Source organism: Ktedonobacter robiniae, from assembly GCF_016587375.1.
GTDB lineage: Bacteria > Chloroflexota > Ktedonobacteria > Ktedonobacterales > Ktedonobacteraceae > Ktedonobacter > Ktedonobacter robiniae.
This window is the reverse complement of record NZ_BNJG01000001.1, coordinates 4,844,667-4,863,492: the sequence shown is the minus strand read 5'-3', so window position 1 is coordinate 4,863,492 and position 18,826 is coordinate 4,844,667. Positions and strand designations below refer to the sequence as shown.

General features: G+C 52.6%; 19 protein-coding genes. 12 read left to right on the top strand and 7 right to left on the bottom strand.

Translation table 11 applies throughout. The features are described from left to right. Positions 1 to 21: 21 nt before the first annotated feature. Genes JMJ04_RS20440 through JMJ04_RS20425 form a run of 4 tightly spaced genes read left to right on the top strand, consistent with a single transcriptional unit; the run spans position 22 to position 2,738 of the window. Positions 22 to 675 carry a nitroreductase family protein gene (locus JMJ04_RS20440; RefSeq protein ID WP_201372269.1) on the top strand — a complete coding sequence of 218 codons (654 nt, stop codon included), beginning with the start codon at positions 22 to 24 and terminating at the stop codon, positions 673 to 675. A 17-nt stretch (positions 676 to 692) separates the two neighbouring features. Beyond that, positions 693 to 1,625 carry a 2-phospho-L-lactate transferase gene (cofD, locus tag JMJ04_RS20435; RefSeq protein WP_201372268.1) on the top strand — a complete coding sequence of 311 codons (933 nt, stop codon included), beginning with the start codon at positions 693 to 695 and terminating at the stop codon, positions 1,623 to 1,625. A 36-nt stretch (positions 1,626 to 1,661) separates the two neighbouring features. After that, complete coding sequence (gene cofC, locus JMJ04_RS20430; protein ID WP_201372267.1) at positions 1,662 to 2,276, top strand: 2-phospho-L-lactate guanylyltransferase; 615 nt, start codon at positions 1,662 to 1,664, stop codon at positions 2,274 to 2,276. 54 nt (positions 2,277 to 2,330) lie between these two features. Then, positions 2,331 to 2,738 carry a PPOX class F420-dependent oxidoreductase gene (locus JMJ04_RS20425; RefSeq protein ID WP_201372266.1) on the top strand — a complete coding sequence of 136 codons (408 nt, stop codon included), beginning with the start codon at positions 2,331 to 2,333 and terminating at the stop codon, positions 2,736 to 2,738. A 65-nt stretch (positions 2,739 to 2,803) separates the two neighbouring features. Here JMJ04_RS20425 and JMJ04_RS20420 read toward each other — a convergent pair whose 3' ends face one another. The 3 genes from JMJ04_RS20420 to JMJ04_RS20410 all read right to left on the bottom strand — a co-directional run bounded on the left by JMJ04_RS20420 (position 2,804) and on the right by JMJ04_RS20410 (position 6,786). Beyond that, positions 2,804 to 3,445 (bottom strand): hypothetical protein, encoded by a 642-nt coding sequence (locus JMJ04_RS20420; RefSeq protein ID WP_201372265.1) that lies wholly within the window; start codon positions 3,443 to 3,445, stop codon positions 2,804 to 2,806. Positions 3,446 to 3,671: 226 nt separating this feature from the next. Beyond that, on the bottom strand, positions 3,672 to 5,000 hold the full coding sequence (locus JMJ04_RS20415; RefSeq protein ID WP_201372264.1) for an extracellular solute-binding protein: 1,329 nt from the start codon (positions 4,998 to 5,000) through the stop codon (positions 3,672 to 3,674). Continuing rightward, positions 4,975 to 6,786 (bottom strand): ABC transporter substrate-binding protein, encoded by a 1,812-nt coding sequence (locus JMJ04_RS20410; RefSeq protein ID WP_201372263.1) that lies wholly within the window; start codon positions 6,784 to 6,786, stop codon positions 4,975 to 4,977. Before JMJ04_RS20410 ends, JMJ04_RS20415 begins: the two co-directional genes overlap by 26 nt. A gap of 455 nt (positions 6,787 to 7,241) precedes the next feature. On the opposite strand from JMJ04_RS20410, the gene JMJ04_RS20405 reads away from it, so the two are divergent. Continuing rightward, complete coding sequence (locus JMJ04_RS20405) at positions 7,242 to 7,811, top strand: IS110 family transposase (protein ID WP_201372262.1); 570 nt, start codon at positions 7,242 to 7,244, stop codon at positions 7,809 to 7,811. Beyond that, positions 7,759 to 8,604, top strand: coding sequence for a transposase (locus JMJ04_RS20400; protein WP_201372261.1), 846 nt, complete (start codon positions 7,759 to 7,761; stop codon positions 8,602 to 8,604). Before JMJ04_RS20405 ends, JMJ04_RS20400 begins: the two co-directional genes overlap by 53 nt. A gap of 155 nt (positions 8,605 to 8,759) precedes the next feature. Here the strand turns inward: JMJ04_RS20400 and JMJ04_RS20395 are convergent, their stop codons facing one another. Further along, complete coding sequence (locus JMJ04_RS20395; protein WP_201372260.1) at positions 8,760 to 9,860, bottom strand: DUF3626 domain-containing protein; 1,101 nt, start codon at positions 9,858 to 9,860, stop codon at positions 8,760 to 8,762. 592 nt (positions 9,861 to 10,452) lie between these two features. On the opposite strand from JMJ04_RS20395, the gene glnA reads away from it, so the two are divergent. The 4 genes from glnA to thyX all read left to right on the top strand — a co-directional run bounded on the left by glnA (position 10,453) and on the right by thyX (position 14,618). Beyond that, on the top strand, positions 10,453 to 11,886 hold the full coding sequence (gene glnA / locus JMJ04_RS20390) for a type I glutamate--ammonia ligase (protein ID WP_201372259.1): 1,434 nt from the start codon (positions 10,453 to 10,455) through the stop codon (positions 11,884 to 11,886). 255 nt (positions 11,887 to 12,141) lie between these two features. Then, positions 12,142 to 13,137 (top strand): GTP 3',8-cyclase MoaA, encoded by a 996-nt coding sequence (gene moaA / locus JMJ04_RS20385; RefSeq protein ID WP_201372258.1) that lies wholly within the window; start codon positions 12,142 to 12,144, stop codon positions 13,135 to 13,137. 202 nt (positions 13,138 to 13,339) lie between these two features. Next, positions 13,340 to 13,546, top strand: a complete 207-nt coding sequence (locus JMJ04_RS20380) for a helix-turn-helix domain-containing protein (protein WP_007922981.1) — start codon at positions 13,340 to 13,342, stop codon at positions 13,544 to 13,546. Positions 13,547 to 13,697: 151 nt separating this feature from the next. Next, the gene (thyX, locus tag JMJ04_RS20375) at positions 13,698 to 14,618 is read left to right on the top strand and encodes an FAD-dependent thymidylate synthase (RefSeq protein ID WP_201372257.1); all 921 of its coding nucleotides are present in this window, start codon (positions 13,698 to 13,700) and stop codon (positions 14,616 to 14,618) included. A gap of 67 nt (positions 14,619 to 14,685) precedes the next feature. On the opposite strand, the gene JMJ04_RS20370 is transcribed toward thyX, so the two are convergent. The 3 genes from JMJ04_RS20370 to JMJ04_RS20360 form a co-directional block, all read right to left on the bottom strand. Next, positions 14,686 to 15,222: a GNAT family N-acetyltransferase gene (locus JMJ04_RS20370; RefSeq protein WP_201372256.1), complete on the bottom strand. Its 537-nt coding sequence runs from the start codon at positions 15,220 to 15,222 to the stop codon at positions 14,686 to 14,688. A 190-nt stretch (positions 15,223 to 15,412) separates the two neighbouring features. Continuing rightward, the gene (locus JMJ04_RS20365; RefSeq protein ID WP_201372255.1) at positions 15,413 to 16,570 is read right to left on the bottom strand and encodes a glycoside hydrolase family 76 protein; all 1,158 of its coding nucleotides are present in this window, start codon (positions 16,568 to 16,570) and stop codon (positions 15,413 to 15,415) included. A gap of 234 nt (positions 16,571 to 16,804) precedes the next feature. After that, on the bottom strand, positions 16,805 to 17,047 hold the full coding sequence (locus JMJ04_RS20360; RefSeq protein ID WP_201372254.1) for a hypothetical protein: 243 nt from the start codon (positions 17,045 to 17,047) through the stop codon (positions 16,805 to 16,807). 541 nt (positions 17,048 to 17,588) lie between these two features. Here JMJ04_RS20360 and JMJ04_RS20355 point away from each other — a divergent pair. Both JMJ04_RS20355 and JMJ04_RS20350 read left to right on the top strand, forming a co-directional pair. Next, complete coding sequence (locus JMJ04_RS20355) at positions 17,589 to 18,137, top strand: cysteine hydrolase family protein (RefSeq protein WP_201372253.1); 549 nt, start codon at positions 17,589 to 17,591, stop codon at positions 18,135 to 18,137. A 9-nt stretch (positions 18,138 to 18,146) separates the two neighbouring features. Further along, a complete protein-coding gene (locus JMJ04_RS20350; protein WP_201372252.1) occupies positions 18,147 to 18,794 on the top strand; it encodes a DUF7002 family protein in 648 nt (215 codons plus the stop codon). Positions 18,795 to 18,826: the final 32 nt, after the last annotated feature.

Sequence of the window (18,826 nt, the reverse complement as noted above, 5' to 3'; positions counted from 1 at the left end):
GAAGACATATAAGGGAATATTGTGACCACACCAACCTCACATTCGCGTGCCTCCAGCGGCCTCCAGCGGAGCGACGACCTGGCCGGGCTGCTGCGTGGGCGCCGTAGCGTCCGGCAATATCAGGAGCGCGAGGTGCCACGCGAGGCATTGCTCCAGATGCTGGAGGCGGCACGCTGGGCGCCCTCACCGCACGGGCGTCAGCCCTGGCGCTTCGCCGTACTCACCCAGCCTGAGCCAAAAAAACGGCTTGCCGCGACGATGGGAGAGGACTGGCAGCGCAACTTGGAGATGGATGGGCAACCCGGCGAGATCGTACAACTGCGCCTGGAGAAATCTCGCCAGCGCATTCTCAAGGCACCCGCCATTATCATCCCCTGTCTCTACCTGGAGGACCTGGATACCTACCCAGACCAGCAGCGCCAGGCCAACGAGAGCACCATGGCAGTCCAGAGCATCGGCGCGGCCATTCAGAATATGCTGCTTATGGCCTACGACCTGGGCCTGGATACGGGCTGGATGTGCGCGCCACTCTTCTGCCCCGATATCGCCCGCGTCGCGCTGGGGCTCAGCGAAACGCTGATCCCACAGGCGCTCATTACCGTTGGCTATGCTGCGGCTGATCCCAAGCGCCGTGAGCGTCTTCCATTGGAAGAACTGATTGTCCATTTTGAGTAAGGGTGGAAAAGTAGCTTATGATCGTGGTACTCGCGGGCGGTGTTGGCGCCGCCCGCTTCTTACAGGGAGTGACGCAGGTCGTCCCACAAGAAGAGATTGTTGTGATCGCCAACACTGGTGATGATAGCCAGTTCTATGGCCTGCATGTCTCGCCTGATATTGATATCGTCATGTACACGCTAGCGGGCCTCGTCGATGAGAAACAGGGCTGGGGCGTGCGGAACGATACCTATCACACCATGCAACGCCTCAGTGCGCTGGGCCATGAGAACTGGTTCCAGTTGGGCGACCAGGATCTGGCGACGCATATCCATCGCACCCAGCTTCTGCACCAGGGGGAGACTCTCAGTGCCATCACCGAGGGTCTGCGCCAGCGTATGGGCATCGGCCCACGCATCCTCCCCATGAGCGATGATTCCGTAGAGACACATATCCAGACGCCAGCGGGCCTCATCCACTTTGAGGAATATTTTGTGAAGCATCGCTTCAACGTCGAGGTCCAGGGCGTCGAATTTGTCGGCGCTAAAACGGCACGGCCCGCCCCAGGTGTGATCGATGCCATTAAGCAGGCCGAGGCCATTTTAATCGCGCCCAGCAACCCCATTGTGAGCATCGGCACCATCCTGGCGATTCCCGGCATTCATGATGCCCTGCACGAGGCCAGTGGTATGGTCGTCGCAGTCAGTCCACTTGTGGGCGGCGCTCCCATCAAGGGGCCAGCGGACAGGCTGATGCGCGCCCTGCACATGGAGGCCACAGCGGTTGGTGTCACGCGCTGCTATCGTGATTTCCTGGATGTGATGGTCATTGACCAGCAGGACGCGCACCTGGCCGAACAGGTCGAGGACCTGGGCATCCCCTGTGTGGTCACCGATACCATCATGCGCGATCAACAGGCCAAGACCGCGCTGGCACGCACCGTTCTTGAGGCCGCAGGCCTCCGTTATTAGCAACAATCACACTAGAAGCTAGAAAGTCAGGCACGCATGGGGCATCGAGCATTAATACCCGTCAAACAACTATCGGCCGTCAAAACACGCCTCTCAGAGCATTTGACGCCAGAACAGCGCTCAACACTCGTGCTCGATATGCTCCATCGCGTGATCGATGCCCTGCACGCCAGCGAGGTCCTGGAATGCATCTCGGTGGTGAGCGCCGATCCCGAGGTTCTGGAGCGCGCGCGCCGCTGGGGTGCACATGGCCTGGTAGAAGAGCAACCAGGGCACAACCAGGCCCTGACCGCGGCGGCTCATCACGCTATCCATCACGGTGCCACTACCCTGCTCACCCTCTCGGCGGACCTCCCGCTGCTAAAGGGGCAGGACGTGCGTGCAATGATCGAGCTCTCGGCCTCACACCAGGTCGTGCTCGCACCCTCACGTGATAGCACCGGTACCAATGCCTTCCTGGCACGCCCGCCGCTTGTTGTCCCCTATGTCTTTGGCGTCAACAGCCTGCAACACTACGTGGCCCAGGCCCGCGCTCTCAAACTTGACCATACCTTCTACCGCCAGTTAGGGACCGAGCTGGATATAGATACCATTGAAGATCTTCAACTCTTCAGGCACTATGATCAATGTGCAACGCTGGTCAATAGGTAAGCTATTTATTCAGCACAAACGCTATCTATCACACTTGCAAAGGAATATATTTTTATGAGCACCGCGATCCTCTCTGAAAAAGTACGCGCTTTCCTAGAAGAGCGGCGTTTCGCCGTTCTGGGCACAATCAACGCCGATGGCACACCCCAACTCTCGGCCATGTGGTACCAACTGGAAGGTGAGCATATTCTCATGAACACAAAGGCGGGACGCGTCAAAGAGCGCAATTTGCGCCGTGATCCCCGCGTCTCCATCTGCTTCGAGGATGGAGGATATCTAACAATCACGGGCAAAGTCACCCTCATCGATGATCAGGAGACGGCCCAGCGCGATATCCACCGCCTGGCCGTGCGCTACAACGGCGATGAGAAAGCGGCCCAGAGCATGGAGGAGACATTTGCAAAAGAACAGCGCGTCACCATCCATATCTCCATCGAGCACGTGATCGAAAGCCTCTGGTAGAAAAAAGCAGAGGGGTGCTGCTGGTCCGCCCAGGCGCCAGCAGCACCCCTCTATCGTCCTGTATTTTAGGACGTAGGCGTCACTGAGTAACTCACGACAAGGCCACTATTATTGGTCGTAACCCCGGTCGCGCAATACGAAAAACCACTCAGCAAGCTAGAGAGGTTGACGCTGAGCTGCGAGTTCATCACGTTTTCCAGGCTATCGCCCAAACCTCCAACGGGAATCCCTCCTGTATCCACGCTCAGGACGCGCATCTTTGGTTTACACGTATCGATGTATGGTTGCATCACAACGCGGAAGGGCCGGGTCACGGTCAGCCCGAAGATGGAGAACTGGTCCTCCCCCGCTATCTGCAACTGGCCCACCTGGGGCGTCGAAACCTTTATATTCTGCAACGTACCGGGAACGCTGACATCCTTGACACGCTTGGCCGCGATAACAGTAATCAGGTCATTGCTCAACTGCACCATCAGCGCCTGCTTGTTATCGGGTTTTGGTGTGGAGATTGGCGCCTTTGACGTAATGCTGGCTGCGTACAGAATCGAGCCAAGCACACCCCCCACAACGCCCAATAGCAAGGCCAGTATAATCGCGCCTATGAAACATCCAGCCCCTACCGAGCGACGCTCGCGCCGGGCTGGTGGCGCGGGTGTCGCGCCAGGCCTGGCAACAGGCTCTGTAAGATCCTCATGACCCGAACTCATAATCTATCTCCTTCGCGCATTTTATCTATCACGTATGCCTGTATAATAGTACACGCATTACCTCAGCAACTGCAAGCAAGACTTCAACGCGCCTCACAACCTCTTCACTTCTTACCTTTTATACTCATCAACCTCACCTAACGGGTACAGAGTGTTGCTCAGCTTGCCCTACAGCACCACATATAACACTTTCCATGCAAAAGGGGTGTGAGGATGAACAAGAATACTATGCCTGCTGTTTGGAGATAATCTGCTTCAGCTCATCTTCCATTTTCGCCAGTGCTTCTGAAGGTGTCTCACGTTTTGTGAGGGCACTAAAAACGTGTCTTTGGATACTTTCTGAAATCAGGTTGTAATTGGGCAATTGGGGACGCGCTACCGCGTTCGTATACATGCTCTTCAGAGAAGCATCACCTACAACGTCGGTAGGGCGATAGTCTTTCGTGTGCTTTAGTAAAAAATCAATAAACTGCCAGCTGAGATCCTGATTTGTCGAAGAGGCATTTACCCCCACTTGCCATCCACCAATGCAGGAGTGACCGGTAGGCTGTGATTTGCTATGGGGGATAGCGGCATACGCTACTTCATCGTGAACGGCTGAGATACCTGGATCTGTTACAAGTTGTTGCACATTAAACCAGTTACGCATAAATACTGCAAAGCCATTCTGCCATCTTACACGTGCGTCATTCTCTTCATAGGTGGTTATACCATTGGGATCATTAGGAGAGATAGTGGCCAGCCATAACCAATTTACCATCTCAAATAGAGCGTCATGGGCTTCCGAGCTATTAATAGTTACTTTAGTAGGATCATCTTCCGCGAAAAAAGATCCTCCAAAACCAGCGAGAACCTCAATGAAATTGCACACCAGCCCTTCATATTGAGCGCCTTGCCATACATAACCGTCTAGCTCTTTCCCTTGTGAGTTGGCAAGTAACTGAGACGCTTGCTCCCTTAACTCGTCGTACGTTTGGGGAGCAGAAGACACAAAGCCGGTATTGTAATATAGCACGCCTAGATCAAAACGAATGGGGGCGCTATACAGTTGCCCCTTATAAGAACAACTGTCTACAATGCTCTGAAACCCTTTATAGCTTTGCAATACGCTCGATTTAATCGTCTCCGTTAGTGGAAGTATCCATTGGTTACGCGCAAATTCTGTTAACCAGACGACATCTATTGAAATGACGTCCATCTCGCTGGCGCATACTTGGAGAGCGCTTACCGTATCTTTATATTGTGAATTATCCTCAAATGGAGCATTATTATAGATAACATGTGCATTGGTATTCTGGGTGTTAAAATTCTTGACAATATTAATAAATTCTTCCTGGTCGTCATGCTCGCTACTCCAGACAATCGTATTTGGCTGACTAACCCAGCCATTTGGCGTACAATGCGTAGAGATAGTCCCGCAAGCTTCAAGCAGCGAAGAAGCTGCCCCTGCACTTAAGCCCAGGGCAATAACGCGTTCTAGAAAAGTCCGCCGCTTTATTCGCCCAGCCCGCATATGCATGATAGCATCATTAAGGGCGTCCATTGTTTTGGACATCAAAGCACCCTCCTTGCGCATTGTCATCATAGCAACCATCCACACCTTTAAAGACGTTGTAACCATGAGTGAACTGGATGACGACGACTGGTTTAGTATCGACACTGCCCTGGTTATAGCGGATATCACCAGTAATGCCTTTATATTTACTGTTGAATAAAGCCCTTTGCAGCTGATCCATAGGAAATCTGTTGTTTTGAAAGCCCTTACTGGCCACCATCAAAGACTTTAAAGCGTCGTATGCAATCATCACACTATCATTAGCGCGCTCATAACCATAGGCTCCTCGATGAAATTGCTGAGGATCATAGGCATTTATATATTCCTGGGTGAAATCTGGCTGAGCCAGATGAAGGATTGCCCACTGATCTGGGTACGCAAAAGCAGTGAAGTAAACGCGTACATGCTCTACAGGTTGTGCTTTGGGAAAGTGAGGAGCCTGGTAGATAATATTTGCAGTCATCACGTCTACATCCCCGGAAACAGGTAACGACTGTATTACAGTATTAAGATCGGCCGGGTATCCCACGAAATAAATAAGATCTGGTTTGCCCCGCAACGTGGCGCGCAATAACCCTGGCAACGTATTGCTACTATATATGCTGTACGTTTCGCGATCAACAATAGCCGCATCCGAAGGCTGATTACGACGAAAATCATCAATGAAGCTTCTATAAAGACTTTGGCTATATTCGTTAGCAGGATCGTACACAATAGACACACGTTTCTTCTTGAGAACAGATTTGATATACTGGACTGCCGTAGCTGCCTGTGAGTCAATCGTAGGAGCAACACTAAAATTGTAGTTACAACTATCTGAATTACGACTATCATTTGCAGACACAGTCACGATGGGAATATGCTTATTACACATAGTCAGGAGCATAGAATTGATACGCTGCGTCCGCTCGGGCCATCCCATGACCCCTTTAATGGTTGGATCTTGCTGATACGAAGAGAGAATACGATCCATGACCTGTTGCGCATACGTTTCCTGGTCACCTATATTCACGATAAGCAAACGGACACGAAATGGGTTGGCCTGGCTATTAAACTCTTTTTGTGCCACATAGTAGCCTTGCAGGTCCTCTCGTCCAATCTCATATTCTTCGTGGCTTCCAGTGAGTTGGGTGACGGCAATAAAGGTGATATATGGGCTGCCGGAGTTTATAATCCGCTGGTTTTCCTGGTAGATCAAGACTTCAGCATCGTCTGAATCGTCACCAGAGATAGCTTGACCCCAAAGCTGCCTGGCCTGATCGAAATTCTGGTTCCTAAATGCATCCGCGGCCTGCTGTTTAAGGGCCTCATTATGATGCCCTTGATTATTTCGCGTCTTTACATCGAAGACATAGCTTCCATCACTAATTCCAATAGGGCCATCAGGAGTTGAATATGAGAAGAGTAACGGAGGCACAGTAGATTGAGGTGCAGGCCATATATAATGGTATCCCCCCACAACAATCAAAACCATGGCCACCACCAGGCCCACAAACATCCACAATTTCCTATTTATCTTTGGAATTTTTGGAGGTCCCCAGGCGGTAGGCCGAGGCATTACCTGCACTACTGCCTTTTCAAAGTTTTTGAGAGCAGCTAAGATAGCAATTATGCCTACGGGTACGGCCAGAATCGTCGCCAGGTTTGGAAGGAAATTTCCCCATGAATCTGGAAGTATATGCAAAAAACTAAGCAAATACACAAGTGTTACAAAAAGCGTGAAAGTTATTATAAACCTTATAACCTTCGTTAGCGGCAAAATAGGGTCATCAGATTGATTCTTCATGCACTTCGCCTCTTTGCGCTGCAAGCCGTAGCCATCCTAGCCACAAGCCCTCCAAATTTCTTCTTTAAGAAGGACGTAAAAACATACCTGTTAACAAATAGAACGCGAACTATGGTCAAAAAATTCTATAGCGTTGCCTGTAATTTGATAGTATACCACTTCTTCTTTGCAGCTTTTCTAATTACTCAGGATATTTCTCCAAGACTTTCATGTAGGGTCTACACCACGTATGATGAAAAAGCGTAGAATGAGGTGATGCTCTGACACCAAGGTCGGCCCCTCTTTGTGCTGCGAGCCAGTTCCAAGACTGACCGAGGTGTGCGCAGGAACCACGTATTGTTGCCCTCGCGAGAAGGTTCTTTTCGGAGAGGAGCACGCAGAAGAGAATCTTTGGTTATCCACACCTCTGTTGGAGCATCATCCGAAAGAAGCCTGTTTCTGGTGCAAGATCTCATATGAGGGAAGAACCGATGGAATTGCTCTACGAACGCTGTGCAGGACTGGATGTCCATAAGAAGAATGTGAAGGTGTGCTTGATCCTGCCGGGGAAACCAGGACGCCCCGACAAAGAGATTCGAACCTATGCCACGAAGACGGCAGACTTGCTGGAAATGCGAGATTGGCTGAAAGAGCAGGGATGCACGCATCTGGCCATGGAGTCGACCGGTGTCTATTGGAAGCCCATCTATAACTTGCTAGAAGGGGATTTTGAGATCCTGGTGGTCAATGCGCACCATCTCAAAACCGTCCCAGGGCGCAAAACGGATGTGAAGGACTCCGAGTGGATCGCCGATCTCTTGCAGCATGGATTGCTCAAAGCCAGCTTTATTCCTTCCGTTCCACAGCGGGAGTTGCGGGAGCTGACACGTTACCGCACGCGTTTGGTGGAAGAGCGAGCACGAGAGGTGAACCGTCTTCCACCAAACGCTGGAGGATACGAACCTGAAATTAGGAGATGTCGTCTCCGATGTTATGGGGAAAGCATCGCAATTCATCCTCCAGGCAATCGTAGAGGGGGAGGCTGATCCACAGCGGCTGGCGTCATTTGCAGTGGGACGGGTTCGCGCCAGCCAGCAGGAGTTGGAAAGCGCCTTGACTGGGAAGGTAACGACCCATCATCGTTTCATGCTCGGTGAGCATCTGAAGCAGATTGAGACGCTCAACGCCGCTCTTGGGCGGGTGAGCCAGGAAATTGCTCGTCGTTTTACTCCCCCTGATGATCCTGCAGAAGAAGGAGCAACTGATCAACCAGCATCGGTGAAGTCACAGGGATCTGCACAGGAAGAAGCGAGTCGATTACCCTCCTCGAAGGAGATGAGTTGGCAGAAAGCTGCTCAACTCATTGATGAGATTATCGGAATCAGCGAAGAGGCAGCGCAAGGCATCCTGGCCGAAATTGGGATCGAGATGGGCCAATTTCCCTCCGCCCAACACATAGCATCTTGGGCGGGCGTTTGTCCAGGAAATCACGAAAGTGCAGGCAAACGCTTGAGTGGCAAAACTCGCAAAGGCAATCCCTGGTTACGTCGGCTTCTCGTCCAGGCTGCCCATGCTGCTGGCCGCAGCAAGAATACCTATCTGGCTGCTCAATATCATCGCATCGCGAGCCGACGTGGGGCAAAGAAAGCTGCTTTGGCCGTCGCCCATAGTATTCTCGTGATCATCTACCATATCCTGCGCGATCAGAGCAGCTATCAGGATTTAGGCGGCAATTATTTCGATGAGCGAGACCGACAAGCTGTTCAGAAACGCCTAGTCAAGCGACTTGAACGCATGGGGTATCAGGTCGAACTGCAACCCATGGCTCAGGCCAGTTGATTTCCGCTCACAGGCGGGGGCCGGAGGACTTTTTCAGAAGAGAGGTATGCTCATCAATCACATCTAAAGGCGACAAAGCTCAGCACCAGTGGGCCAGATCCCCACCCTATTCAACTTTTCCAGCACCACCAAATACCCTCATACCTGGCCTGTACCTACATCCTGGGCTTTCCGTAGACTACAAGAATATGCCACAAATACTTGATGTGTTGAAGCGTGTCTTTGGGTGATCCCCAGTCTTGCCACTGTTCAGTATCAGCAACAACTGAGACTGCCGCTAACCCAATCGTTGCGGCATTAAGACAGCCATCCTTTAACGCGTGGTTTTCCAATACACGCTGGGCAAGAGGTGGCATTTCTGGTCCACGGAAGTCGCTTGGCACTTCTTCCAAGGAAAGCTCAAAGCCTTCGTGCCATTCAAGGGGGAAGCCATACTTCTTCGCGGTTGCCTCCAATACCTCACCAGTTGCCGTGTTCTGGAATGAAGGGTCTGCGACAAGCGCATCTACATCATCTGCCATACACAGTTCACCGTGTATTTGCGCCTCAATGTAATCATCAAGCGCGCGCCCCCATGACCTATGGAAGAGCGACGCTTTTGTATTACCAGGATGAAGCAAGGCACGAACAAACGTTGTAACGTCTACCTCTCTGCGCCCAAGCGCATTTCCATGAGCTTTAACTTCTTCCAGTAATCCAGCGAGAACCGGTTCAAAGGCATTTATGACCCCTATATCCTGAGGATCTGATACACTATCACCAAAGACAAGCGTCGCGCGTTGTATTACGTGCGCCTTTAAGCGTAAATGACAGGAGCCAAAGCGTGGGCAGGCCCCGTCACTGTAGTTCATAAGATTTAACCCGGCATACTTAGGACGTTCTGCCTCGGTTACTCCCTGAGCCTGATATGCTCCACCAAGCATGGCTGCTTCCCACATATCGCGGTCTCCGCCAGCAAAGGCCGTGAGCCCACCATTAGAAATCCTAGTCTCAAACTGGCTGCGGTATATGCCTTCTTCATACAGCGCGGCAATCACTGAACGGCCATCGGCAAGCAGCCGGTCGGGGTGAAAGTTGATCGTAAGGTGTGATAGATCACGGATGGCTTTGATAAGGTCAACGACGTCACATTCAATCTCGCATACATTTAGTATCTTTTGTATTCTTTCTCTATCAATATTCTTATTCTGTATCGCCTTCTGATACACGTAATCAAGAGCCTTCTGTTGGGCATTAGTCAGCTTGAAATCCATCATGCAAATATTTTCTTCCTGTTCAGTTTGCTTCTCTTTTTTGTGGCTGGTTGAACTTGCCCTGATACTCTGTTCAATTTGGTCTGAAAGGGATTATCCCACCTGCGGCGGGATGGGAAAGGCCCGCAGAGGGGCTGACGCCCCTCTGCGCTCCCCGCTGTTCCCTTTCAAGAGAACTTTCGCCAGAGACAAGACTCAAGTACTGCCGCTCATCTGCCGATAATACAATGCAATATGCCCGAGACACAAGGTGATTTGCACAAGGAGATGATTACTATCGCGATTGCTAGCAAGCAGGAGCCGGAGCATCTCAGAGAAGAGGTAATAGCTGTCTTTTTACCTAGTTATCTTCACAAAATTTTGTGCAATATATACAAAAGCATGGCTAAAACTTTCGGGTAAAGTAACTGTAGTATCTCATGGGCTGAGAGCATATCATATGTACAGAAGTTGAGTCCTGGCACGATGCTGGGAAGCGACCACTATATTATGCAGAATGACCCAAAGGTATCTAAACACATCAACAAAGTGCGCAAGGCAAGCCACTAAATACCAGCAATGACGCGGGGATTGAACGCGAGAGGAGAAAACTTTGATGACCCCAGAGGAAGTCTTACGGTTTGCAAAAGAAAATGGCGCCAAAATGGTCGATCTGAAATTCACCGATCTTCCAGGAACCTGGCAGCATTTCAGCATTCCTTTCAGTGCGCTTGCAGAATCTATTTTTGAAGAGGGCCTCTTCTTCGACGGCTCCAGCGTTCGAGGCTTCCAGGCAATCAATGAGAGCGATATGGTAGTCATTCCCGACGCCACCAGCGCTTTCATGGACCCCTTCACTGCTGTCCCCACGCTCAGCCTGATCTGCGATATCGCCCATCCCGGCACCCGTAAGCCCTATAGCCGCGACCCCCGCTACATCGCGCGCAAGGCTGAAGAATACGTCAAGTCCAGTGGCCTTGCTGACACCGCTTATTTCGGTCCCGAAGCAGAGTTCTACGTTTTCGATCACGTTCAGTACACCTCTAGCGATAATATTCAGAGCGTCGAGGTCGATTCAGACGAGGCGGCCTGGAACACCAACAAGGCAACTCGCCATGACGGTTCCCGCAACCTGGGTCATTCAATGCGCGTCAAGGGCGGTTACTTCCCCGTCGCGCCAAATGATACCATGCAGGATCTACGCTCCGAGATGGCCCTTCAGCTTGAGGCCCTGGGTATCCCTGTCGAGGCCCAGCACCACGAGGTTGGCGCCGCCGGTCAGGCCGAGATCGATATCCGCTTCGGCACCCTGCTCAAGACCGCTGACAACATTCTGCTCTACAAGTACGTTATTAAGAACATCGCTCGCAAGTATGGCAAGACCGTGACCTTTATGCCCAAGCCAATCTATGGTGATAACGGTTCTGGTATGCACACACACCAGAGCCTCTGGAAGGACGAGAAGCCCCTCTTCTACGATGCCGACGGTTATGCTGGCATCTCACAGATGGCACGCCATTATCTTGGTGGTGTTCTGCTGCACGCTCCGGCCCTCATGGCCCTCGCGGCTCCAACGACCAATAGCTACAAACGCCTGGTTCCCGGCTTCGAAGCACCCGTCAACCTGGTCTTCTCAAAGGGCAACCGTAGTGCAGCCGTTCGTATCCCGCTGACCGAGAGCCCCAAATCCAAGCGCATCGAGTTCCGCCCGCCCGACCCAACGGCCAACCCCTACCTGCTCTTCGCGGCCCTGCTGATGGCTGGTCTGGACGGCGTCAAGCGCGGTATCGAGCCCAGCGACTACGGCTTTGGCCCGGTCGACAAGGACCTCTATCATATGTCGGCGGAAGAACTGAATGAGATCAGCTCGGTTCCTGGCTCGCTCGAAGAGTCACTCAAGGCCCTGGAGAACGATCACGCCTTTCTGCTTGAGGGCGGCGTCTTCACCAGCGACATCCTGGAGAAGTACATCGAGCTGAAGCGCGAGGAGAATGACATCGTTCGCCTACGCCCAACGCCCATCGAGTTCTCACTGTACTACGACGCTTAAAAAACACAGCGCCCGTAACACATATCATTGCCTGTCCGTGGCAATACACACACAAGTGGTCCGCCCCTTAACACACAAGGGGCGGACCTTTTTTATAGAACAGCACATACACAATATGCATTTAACTGCTTTTATTTGACATTGTAACACAAAGTACTTATTTCCCGTGACAGATCTGTGACATTGGCACGTAAATATGATATAGTGAAATAGAGCAAAACATGTTCAAGACAGTCTTTTGGGGGAGGCCAACCAATGGAACCTTTAGTCGATAGCTACGGAAGACGCATCAAAAGCATGCGTATTTCGGTAACTGATAAATGCAACTTTCGCTGTACCTACTGTATGCCCGCCGAAGGGCTCCCCTGGCTAAAAAAGGCTGAGATCTTGAGCTATGAGGAACTCATGCGCATCAGTCGCGTGGCAGTCAGCATGGGCATTGAGCAGATTCGTCTGACGGGAGGCGAACCCTTGGTGCGTCGCGACCTTCCCGAGCTGGTACACCAGCTTCATGAACTGGAAGGGCTACGCAGCCTGAGCCTGACCACCAACGGCATCCTGCTTCCACAACAGGCCAAAGCCCTGGCCGAGGCGGGACTGACGCGCATCAATGTCAGCCTGGATACGCTCCTACATGAGAAATTCACCCAGGTCACACGCCGTGACCAGCTTGATCGCGTTCTCGAAGGACTGGACGCGCTGGCCGCCTATCCCAGCATTCATCCCATAAAGATCAATGCGGTGGCTATGCGCAACTTTAGCGAGGCCGAGGTCCTGGACTTTGTACGCTTCGCACGCGATAAAGCCTATGCCATGCGCTGGATCGAGTTTATGCCCCTCGATGCCGATCAGATCTGGCGCAAAGAAGATATCTTAACCGGTGGCGAGATTAAAGCCATCATTGAGGCCGCCTATGGCCCCCTGGTCCCTATTACCTCCGGTGATCCCTCCGAGACCGCGCGCCGCTATACCTTTAGCGATAACATTGGCGAAGTAGGCTTTATCAATCCCGTAAGCGAACCCTTCTGCGCCCAATGTGATCGTATCCGTATTACCGCCGATGGCCAACTGCGCACCTGCCTCTTCGCCACTGAGGAGACTGATCTGCGCTCCGTGGTTCGCTCCGATGCAGATGACGTGGAACTTGCCCGCGTAATTCGACAAGCAGTGTGGCATAAAGAGTTGAAGCATTACATCGGGGATAAACGCTTTAAGCGTGCGAACCGCAGCATGTCTATGATTGGTGGTTGATACAACAATTCCAGTGTGTGACACGTAATTACAGTGTATCTCTGCTATTAGGGATTTTGTTACTAATAAGTGCCTTAACCGTTTATATAATCAAATCACTCATCGCGCGAACCCAAGGTATACTTTAATTTCTTCAACGTTCTTCTGCTATTGTGGTCAGGCGTACATTCTTATACGCCTTATGACCAGAAAAGAGGGCTCTGTGGAATACGACGATGCGGAACTGCTGACAGTTCGTGAAGTTGCAAGACAATTACGTGTGGATGATACCACTGTGCGCCGTTGGATCAAAAATGGAGTGCTTGAAGCAATCACTCTTCCCCATCGAGGCGCACGCCAGGCCTACCGTATTCGCCGCTCAACCCTGGAAAAGCTGCTCGCCCCACCGCCTGAGTCCGTGAGTCAATAGACGGGTAGTACCTTTTCGAAAACCTGAGCGTGCTAGCGCTAGCCGCGAGAGCGGCGTTGGTCTTCGTATAAGAAGGTAGCCAAATAGCCGAGAACCTGTTAGACTAGGGGTCGATTTCTACCGATTACGCCAGTCAACAAGGAGGTTCTCATTGTCTGCTCTCGACCCACAAACTCTCTTCCAGGAATATAACGGAAGTGAGAACGCAGGCTTCGCCACGATTCACGCGCCAGTCCATCACACTCCGGGCGGCACACCCTACTTACAGGTTCCTGGAGTCGTGACGCTGGCGCGCCCTCAGACCAACCCCACCGGCCTGGCAGGCTTCCTTGATGGTTTTGATACCTCACTTGGTTTTAGCCACTATCTCGATGATCCCACCACTCTTCCAGAAAGCTCACAGCTCTGCAAGATCGCCGGGCAGACATGCTATATGAGTTTTGGCCCCAAACGCACGATGAACGAGAATGCCAGCCGCTATTTCGAGAATCTCAAATCCTCCGGCCATGGCTCGGTCTTCGAGCACGCCAACTTTAGCCTACTCCTCTACGGTGTCTCCCGCAGCCTGACCCACGAGCTGATCCGACACAGAGCTGGAATGGGTTTTTCCCAGCTGAGTCAGAGGTACGTCTCAGGCCGCATGCTGCGCTTTGTGGAGCGCCCAGAGTATCGCGATGACGCACAGCTACACACCCAGTTTGAGCAACGCGTCGACCGCGCCGCCGAAGAGTATGCCCAGCTCACCAAGCGCCTGCTGGAAATGCAAAAAGAAGGCTCGACCATTCTAAGTGCCGAGGCCCGCACCGACCTGCGCAAGAAGGTCCAGCAGGCGGCCCGCTCAGTGCTCCCGAATGAGACCGAGGCCCCCATCGTGGTCACAGGTAATGTGCGCTCCTGGCGCCATGTAATCGAGATGCGCGCCGACGCCCATGCGGAGACCGAGATTCGCGAACTGGCGGTTCGCATCTTCCTCTGCCTGCACCTGGCCGACCCCATTCTCTTCGGCGACTACGAAATTGAACAGCTCGCCGATGGCACCCACGCCGTCAAAACTGGCTATCGAAAAGTGTGATGATTAGAAAAATCGAAAAGAGAGAGGCGCACGCCGTGCGCCTCTCTCTTTTCGATTTGTGAACCCGTTATAGCTCGCGACGGTAGAGGCGGAAGCCTTCAGGGGCGGGTTCATCGGTTGGCTCTAGTTCGCAGAGGGTGGCGAGGTGGGGCGCGCCCTCGTCGCTTGTGGGCAATAGTACCTCAAAATAGATGGGGATGCCCGCTTGCTCAGCCTCGAAATCAAACTCATAGGCCATGACGCGCGCCCGGTTGAGCGCGCCCACCAGCAGGAGACGCCCGCCACGGCGCCTGCGCTGCTGAGGCATGACCGCGCCCTGACATATGAAATGGTAGGCGTCTGCGGTGCGCTCCAGGCACACCAGGGTATAGCCTGCGATCTCGCCCTCGACCCCTTCCAGTGTTCCCGCCTGGCTCCAGGTGCTCAGCTCATCGTCATCATCTGTAATGACAAAGGCATTCTCCTCGGCGTCAAGCACCTCGTCGCGTAGCCAAGCATCGAAGCTATCCTCGCTGACTACCTCCGTCCCGTCCACGCGCGCCGCCTCGCGCTGTACCGTCAGCACCTCGGGAATATCTTCATAGCGAAAAGGTCGTATGCGCATTCGATCACACTTCTTCCTACTATCTCAACCATATGGCGAAAAATACTCATTGTGAGCAGGAGCATACGCCAGGGCAAGGCTACCTGTCAAGATTGCTCTCTGTAGCATATATTTAACAAAAAAGCGAAAGGGCGCAGTGTGATCGATCACACTGCGCCCTTCTTGCTCTACAATCTACCTGGATGCGTCGCTAATACAGGATGTGATATTGGGAGGGGCTCCAAGAGAGAACGGCGTAGATCTGGGTCATCGCCGCCTGCTCTATCATTTGCGTTGACTGAGAGCCATTAAAGTGGAAGAGACCCGTCGCGGTATCGCGATTGTTCTCCCATGCACGATCCGCATAGGCCTGCATGGCCTTTACGTAGTCCTGGTTATGATTGACGGATTGCAGCAGGAGCAAATTCTTGAAGAAGATGGAGTTGAAGAAGGCTGGCTGCTTATCGAGATTCTCGGTCCCATAGAAAGCGAGCGCGGCCTGGGCGATCTGCTCGGCGCGATACAGGTAGGTTGCATCGCCAGTCGCCTGGTAGAACAGGACATTGACGCCTACTGGCACGCCCTGGTTATAGCTCCATTGAGTCTTCTCGATATTGCCCTGCAAGTCGATATGATCCCAGTACAGGCCATTGGGGGCGAGCAGATAGGTATTGGTCCAGTCATACATCTTCTTCGCCCAGTCGAAGTAGTGCTGCTCCCCAGTCAACTGGTAGAGGCGCAGGCCCAGTTCGGCGCCAGGCATGTTGGAGACCGTATTGCGATCATGGCTCCAGGGGGCCTGCGTCCAGAAGACACCTCCCGGGGCGGGATGTGTGGCATCATTATCCCAACCGGAGACCACGAGCGCGAAGATCTGCTTAGCACGCTCCAGAACAGCATCCTCCCCCCACATCTTGTAGCGCTGAATGGAGGCCAGGCCGACCCATTCGTTATCATCATAGAACTTGTCGCCACCATTGCCATAGGGCGTGCGCGCATAGGAGTCATACCCCGGCAGACCCGTCGCCCCGGTCGTGTTCCAGTAGCGCTCCTGGCCCAACCAGCGTTCATTGACAGCATCCCGATGCGCACGTCCAGCCTCTCCAGGAAGGTTTGAGAGGTCCAGCGTTGCGCCGTGCGCCTGCGAAAAAGGCCACTCATAGGAGTAAGCGTTATCTGTGGCTGCGACCGGGTACTGCTCATGATAGAGATAGGAGCCATCATTAACATAAAAATACTTCTGCAAGGCAGCATATGAGGCTATGGCACGTGATTGGTTGCTCTCACTTGCATAGGCAGTGATAAGAGGTGAACCAACCAGGCTCAAAATAGCCCCACCCAGCACTCCAATAGCGGTACGTCGTTTCATACGAAAAAACCTCCTTGTTTTCACCAAATTACGATTAGTAGCATGATTACAGCACAACATCCCTACCTGTTGCCTGCACAACAGGTGTGCCATTAAAACGTGTATCTATTTCCCCACTCCAATCAAAAATGACAACGATGTCATCGCGGACAATTACATAATAACTTGCATATTTCTGTTTGTCAACGCAAACGAGGCTATCCACGTTTCCCAATACAACTATAGCGCCCACATTTAGACAATCGATGTCGCATTATTTGACTCCAAATGCCTGCTTAAGAAGCGGCTCACAGGCTTATAGCAAGCCAGGAGAACCAATGAGAGCGCAAACGTAACCAGCGCAAAGGGTATAAAGACCCCTGGATCATAACTTGTAATACCACTCAGAATAGCAATGGGGAACCAGACAGATAGGCTGATGAACCAGAGCGCGATCTGCAAGCACACATACACTGCCTGTACATGCCTGCTCGTCACACTCAAGCAGATCATTCCTACACCCACACAAAAGAGAGGGCCAGGCGTAAAAGGGCCGAATATGTATAAGTTAGCAGGTAAGATCGGGTTTCCAAAAAACCAGCCACCACAAAAGATATAGTTCATAACAGCACCTGGATCTTCAAAAACCCATGGGCCATCATATACTATGGCGCCTCTCGCACTCATTCTAGAGGTGAGGACAACCACAATTATATAGAGTCCGTAGAGGAGAAAGCATGCGCCAACAATACGTAGAAGCGTCTTATAAGATACCGTTCTCTGAAGCATAAACAGCACTTCCTTGCTCTTCATGAAATCACACAAAATAGCCTGCTACATCTAACAACGCATCTCTGCCTGCTACATCAAGTAGTTAAAGTGTGATTCTTTGGAAAATTGCCGGATTGGAGATTAATTGTTGTCCCAATACCATAAATCAATGCGCCATCTATGAAGAGCTGGAAGATGAGGTATAATGGGGGCGACAACATGCTCCAGGCTGGAAGAAGCGGCCGGGGGAGCAAAGGAGAAGTTTATCTTGAGCAAGCAGACAGCATTGATCATTGTAGATGTGCAGGTGGCCCTCTTTAAGGTTCCGGGGCGGCCGACCTATCGTGAGGAGGAGTTGCTAGCCAATATCGCGCATCTCCTGGAGCAGGCACGCGCCAGTGGAACACCTGTGATCTATATCCAGCACCAGGAGGAGGCGCCCAGTTCCCTGGTTCCTGGCACCCGTGGCTGGCGCATTCACCCATCCATCACACCTCTGGAAGGCGAGACGATTATCCCCAAGCGCTCACCCGATGCCTTTCTCGCCACGACGCTGGACGAGGAACTTCAGGCGCGCCAGATTACTCATCTCGTTATTACGGGTTGCCGCACCGACTTCTGCGTCGATACCACCTGCCGGGCCGCGATCAGTCATGGCTATGATGTGACGCTGGTCGGCGATGCCCATTCGACCATTGACCGTGTCGTGCTCAACGCGGAGCAGATCGTCGCCCATCATAACGCGACCCTCAATGGTTTTGGCTCTCCCGAGCACACCATCACAGTCAAACCAACCAGCGAAGTTGCCTTCGCGTAAAACATACATATGTCACAACAGCGCCTACCATCCATAATCTACCACATAGCAGAGGAGGGCAACTGGCCCTTTATCCAGCAATACGGCCTCATCAGCGCTCAGGCCCTTCTTGAGCAGGCGGGTTTGCCCGTGCAGAAGAGGAGCTTGCTTGAGCAGCAGCGTACCGAATCGCTCACACTGCCCAGAGGCATCCGGATCCGGGATCAGAAGCCGATGCCTCCCACGGCCCTGGAGCGCTGCCTGCACGAGATGACACCAGCACAATGGTACTCTTTGCTCAATGCTCGCGTCTTTTTCTGGCTCGATCCCGAGCGATTGAACCGGATGCGCGGGGCGATGAAGGAGCGTCCACAGGTCGTGCTGAGCATCGATACCGAGCGCCTGCTGGCCCGCTACGCGGAGCACGCTACACTGACACCTATCAACACAGGGAACGCACGCCGCCAACCCGCGCGTCGAGGGGCCGCAACCTTTGTGCCTTACACAACCTGGCTCCAATCGGGCTGGCTCAGCGAGTCCCAGGCTCTGGACACGCGTCCTCGCCCACGCAGCCATCAGCCCGTAGAGCTAACGATCACACCTGCCGTCCCTGATGTGCTGGATTTTATTACCCATATCCAGCACGTGCCGCCCCTGGAGCGCTTCGTTCCACACTAACAATCCTGCTTTATGCTGTTGCTATTCGCCTC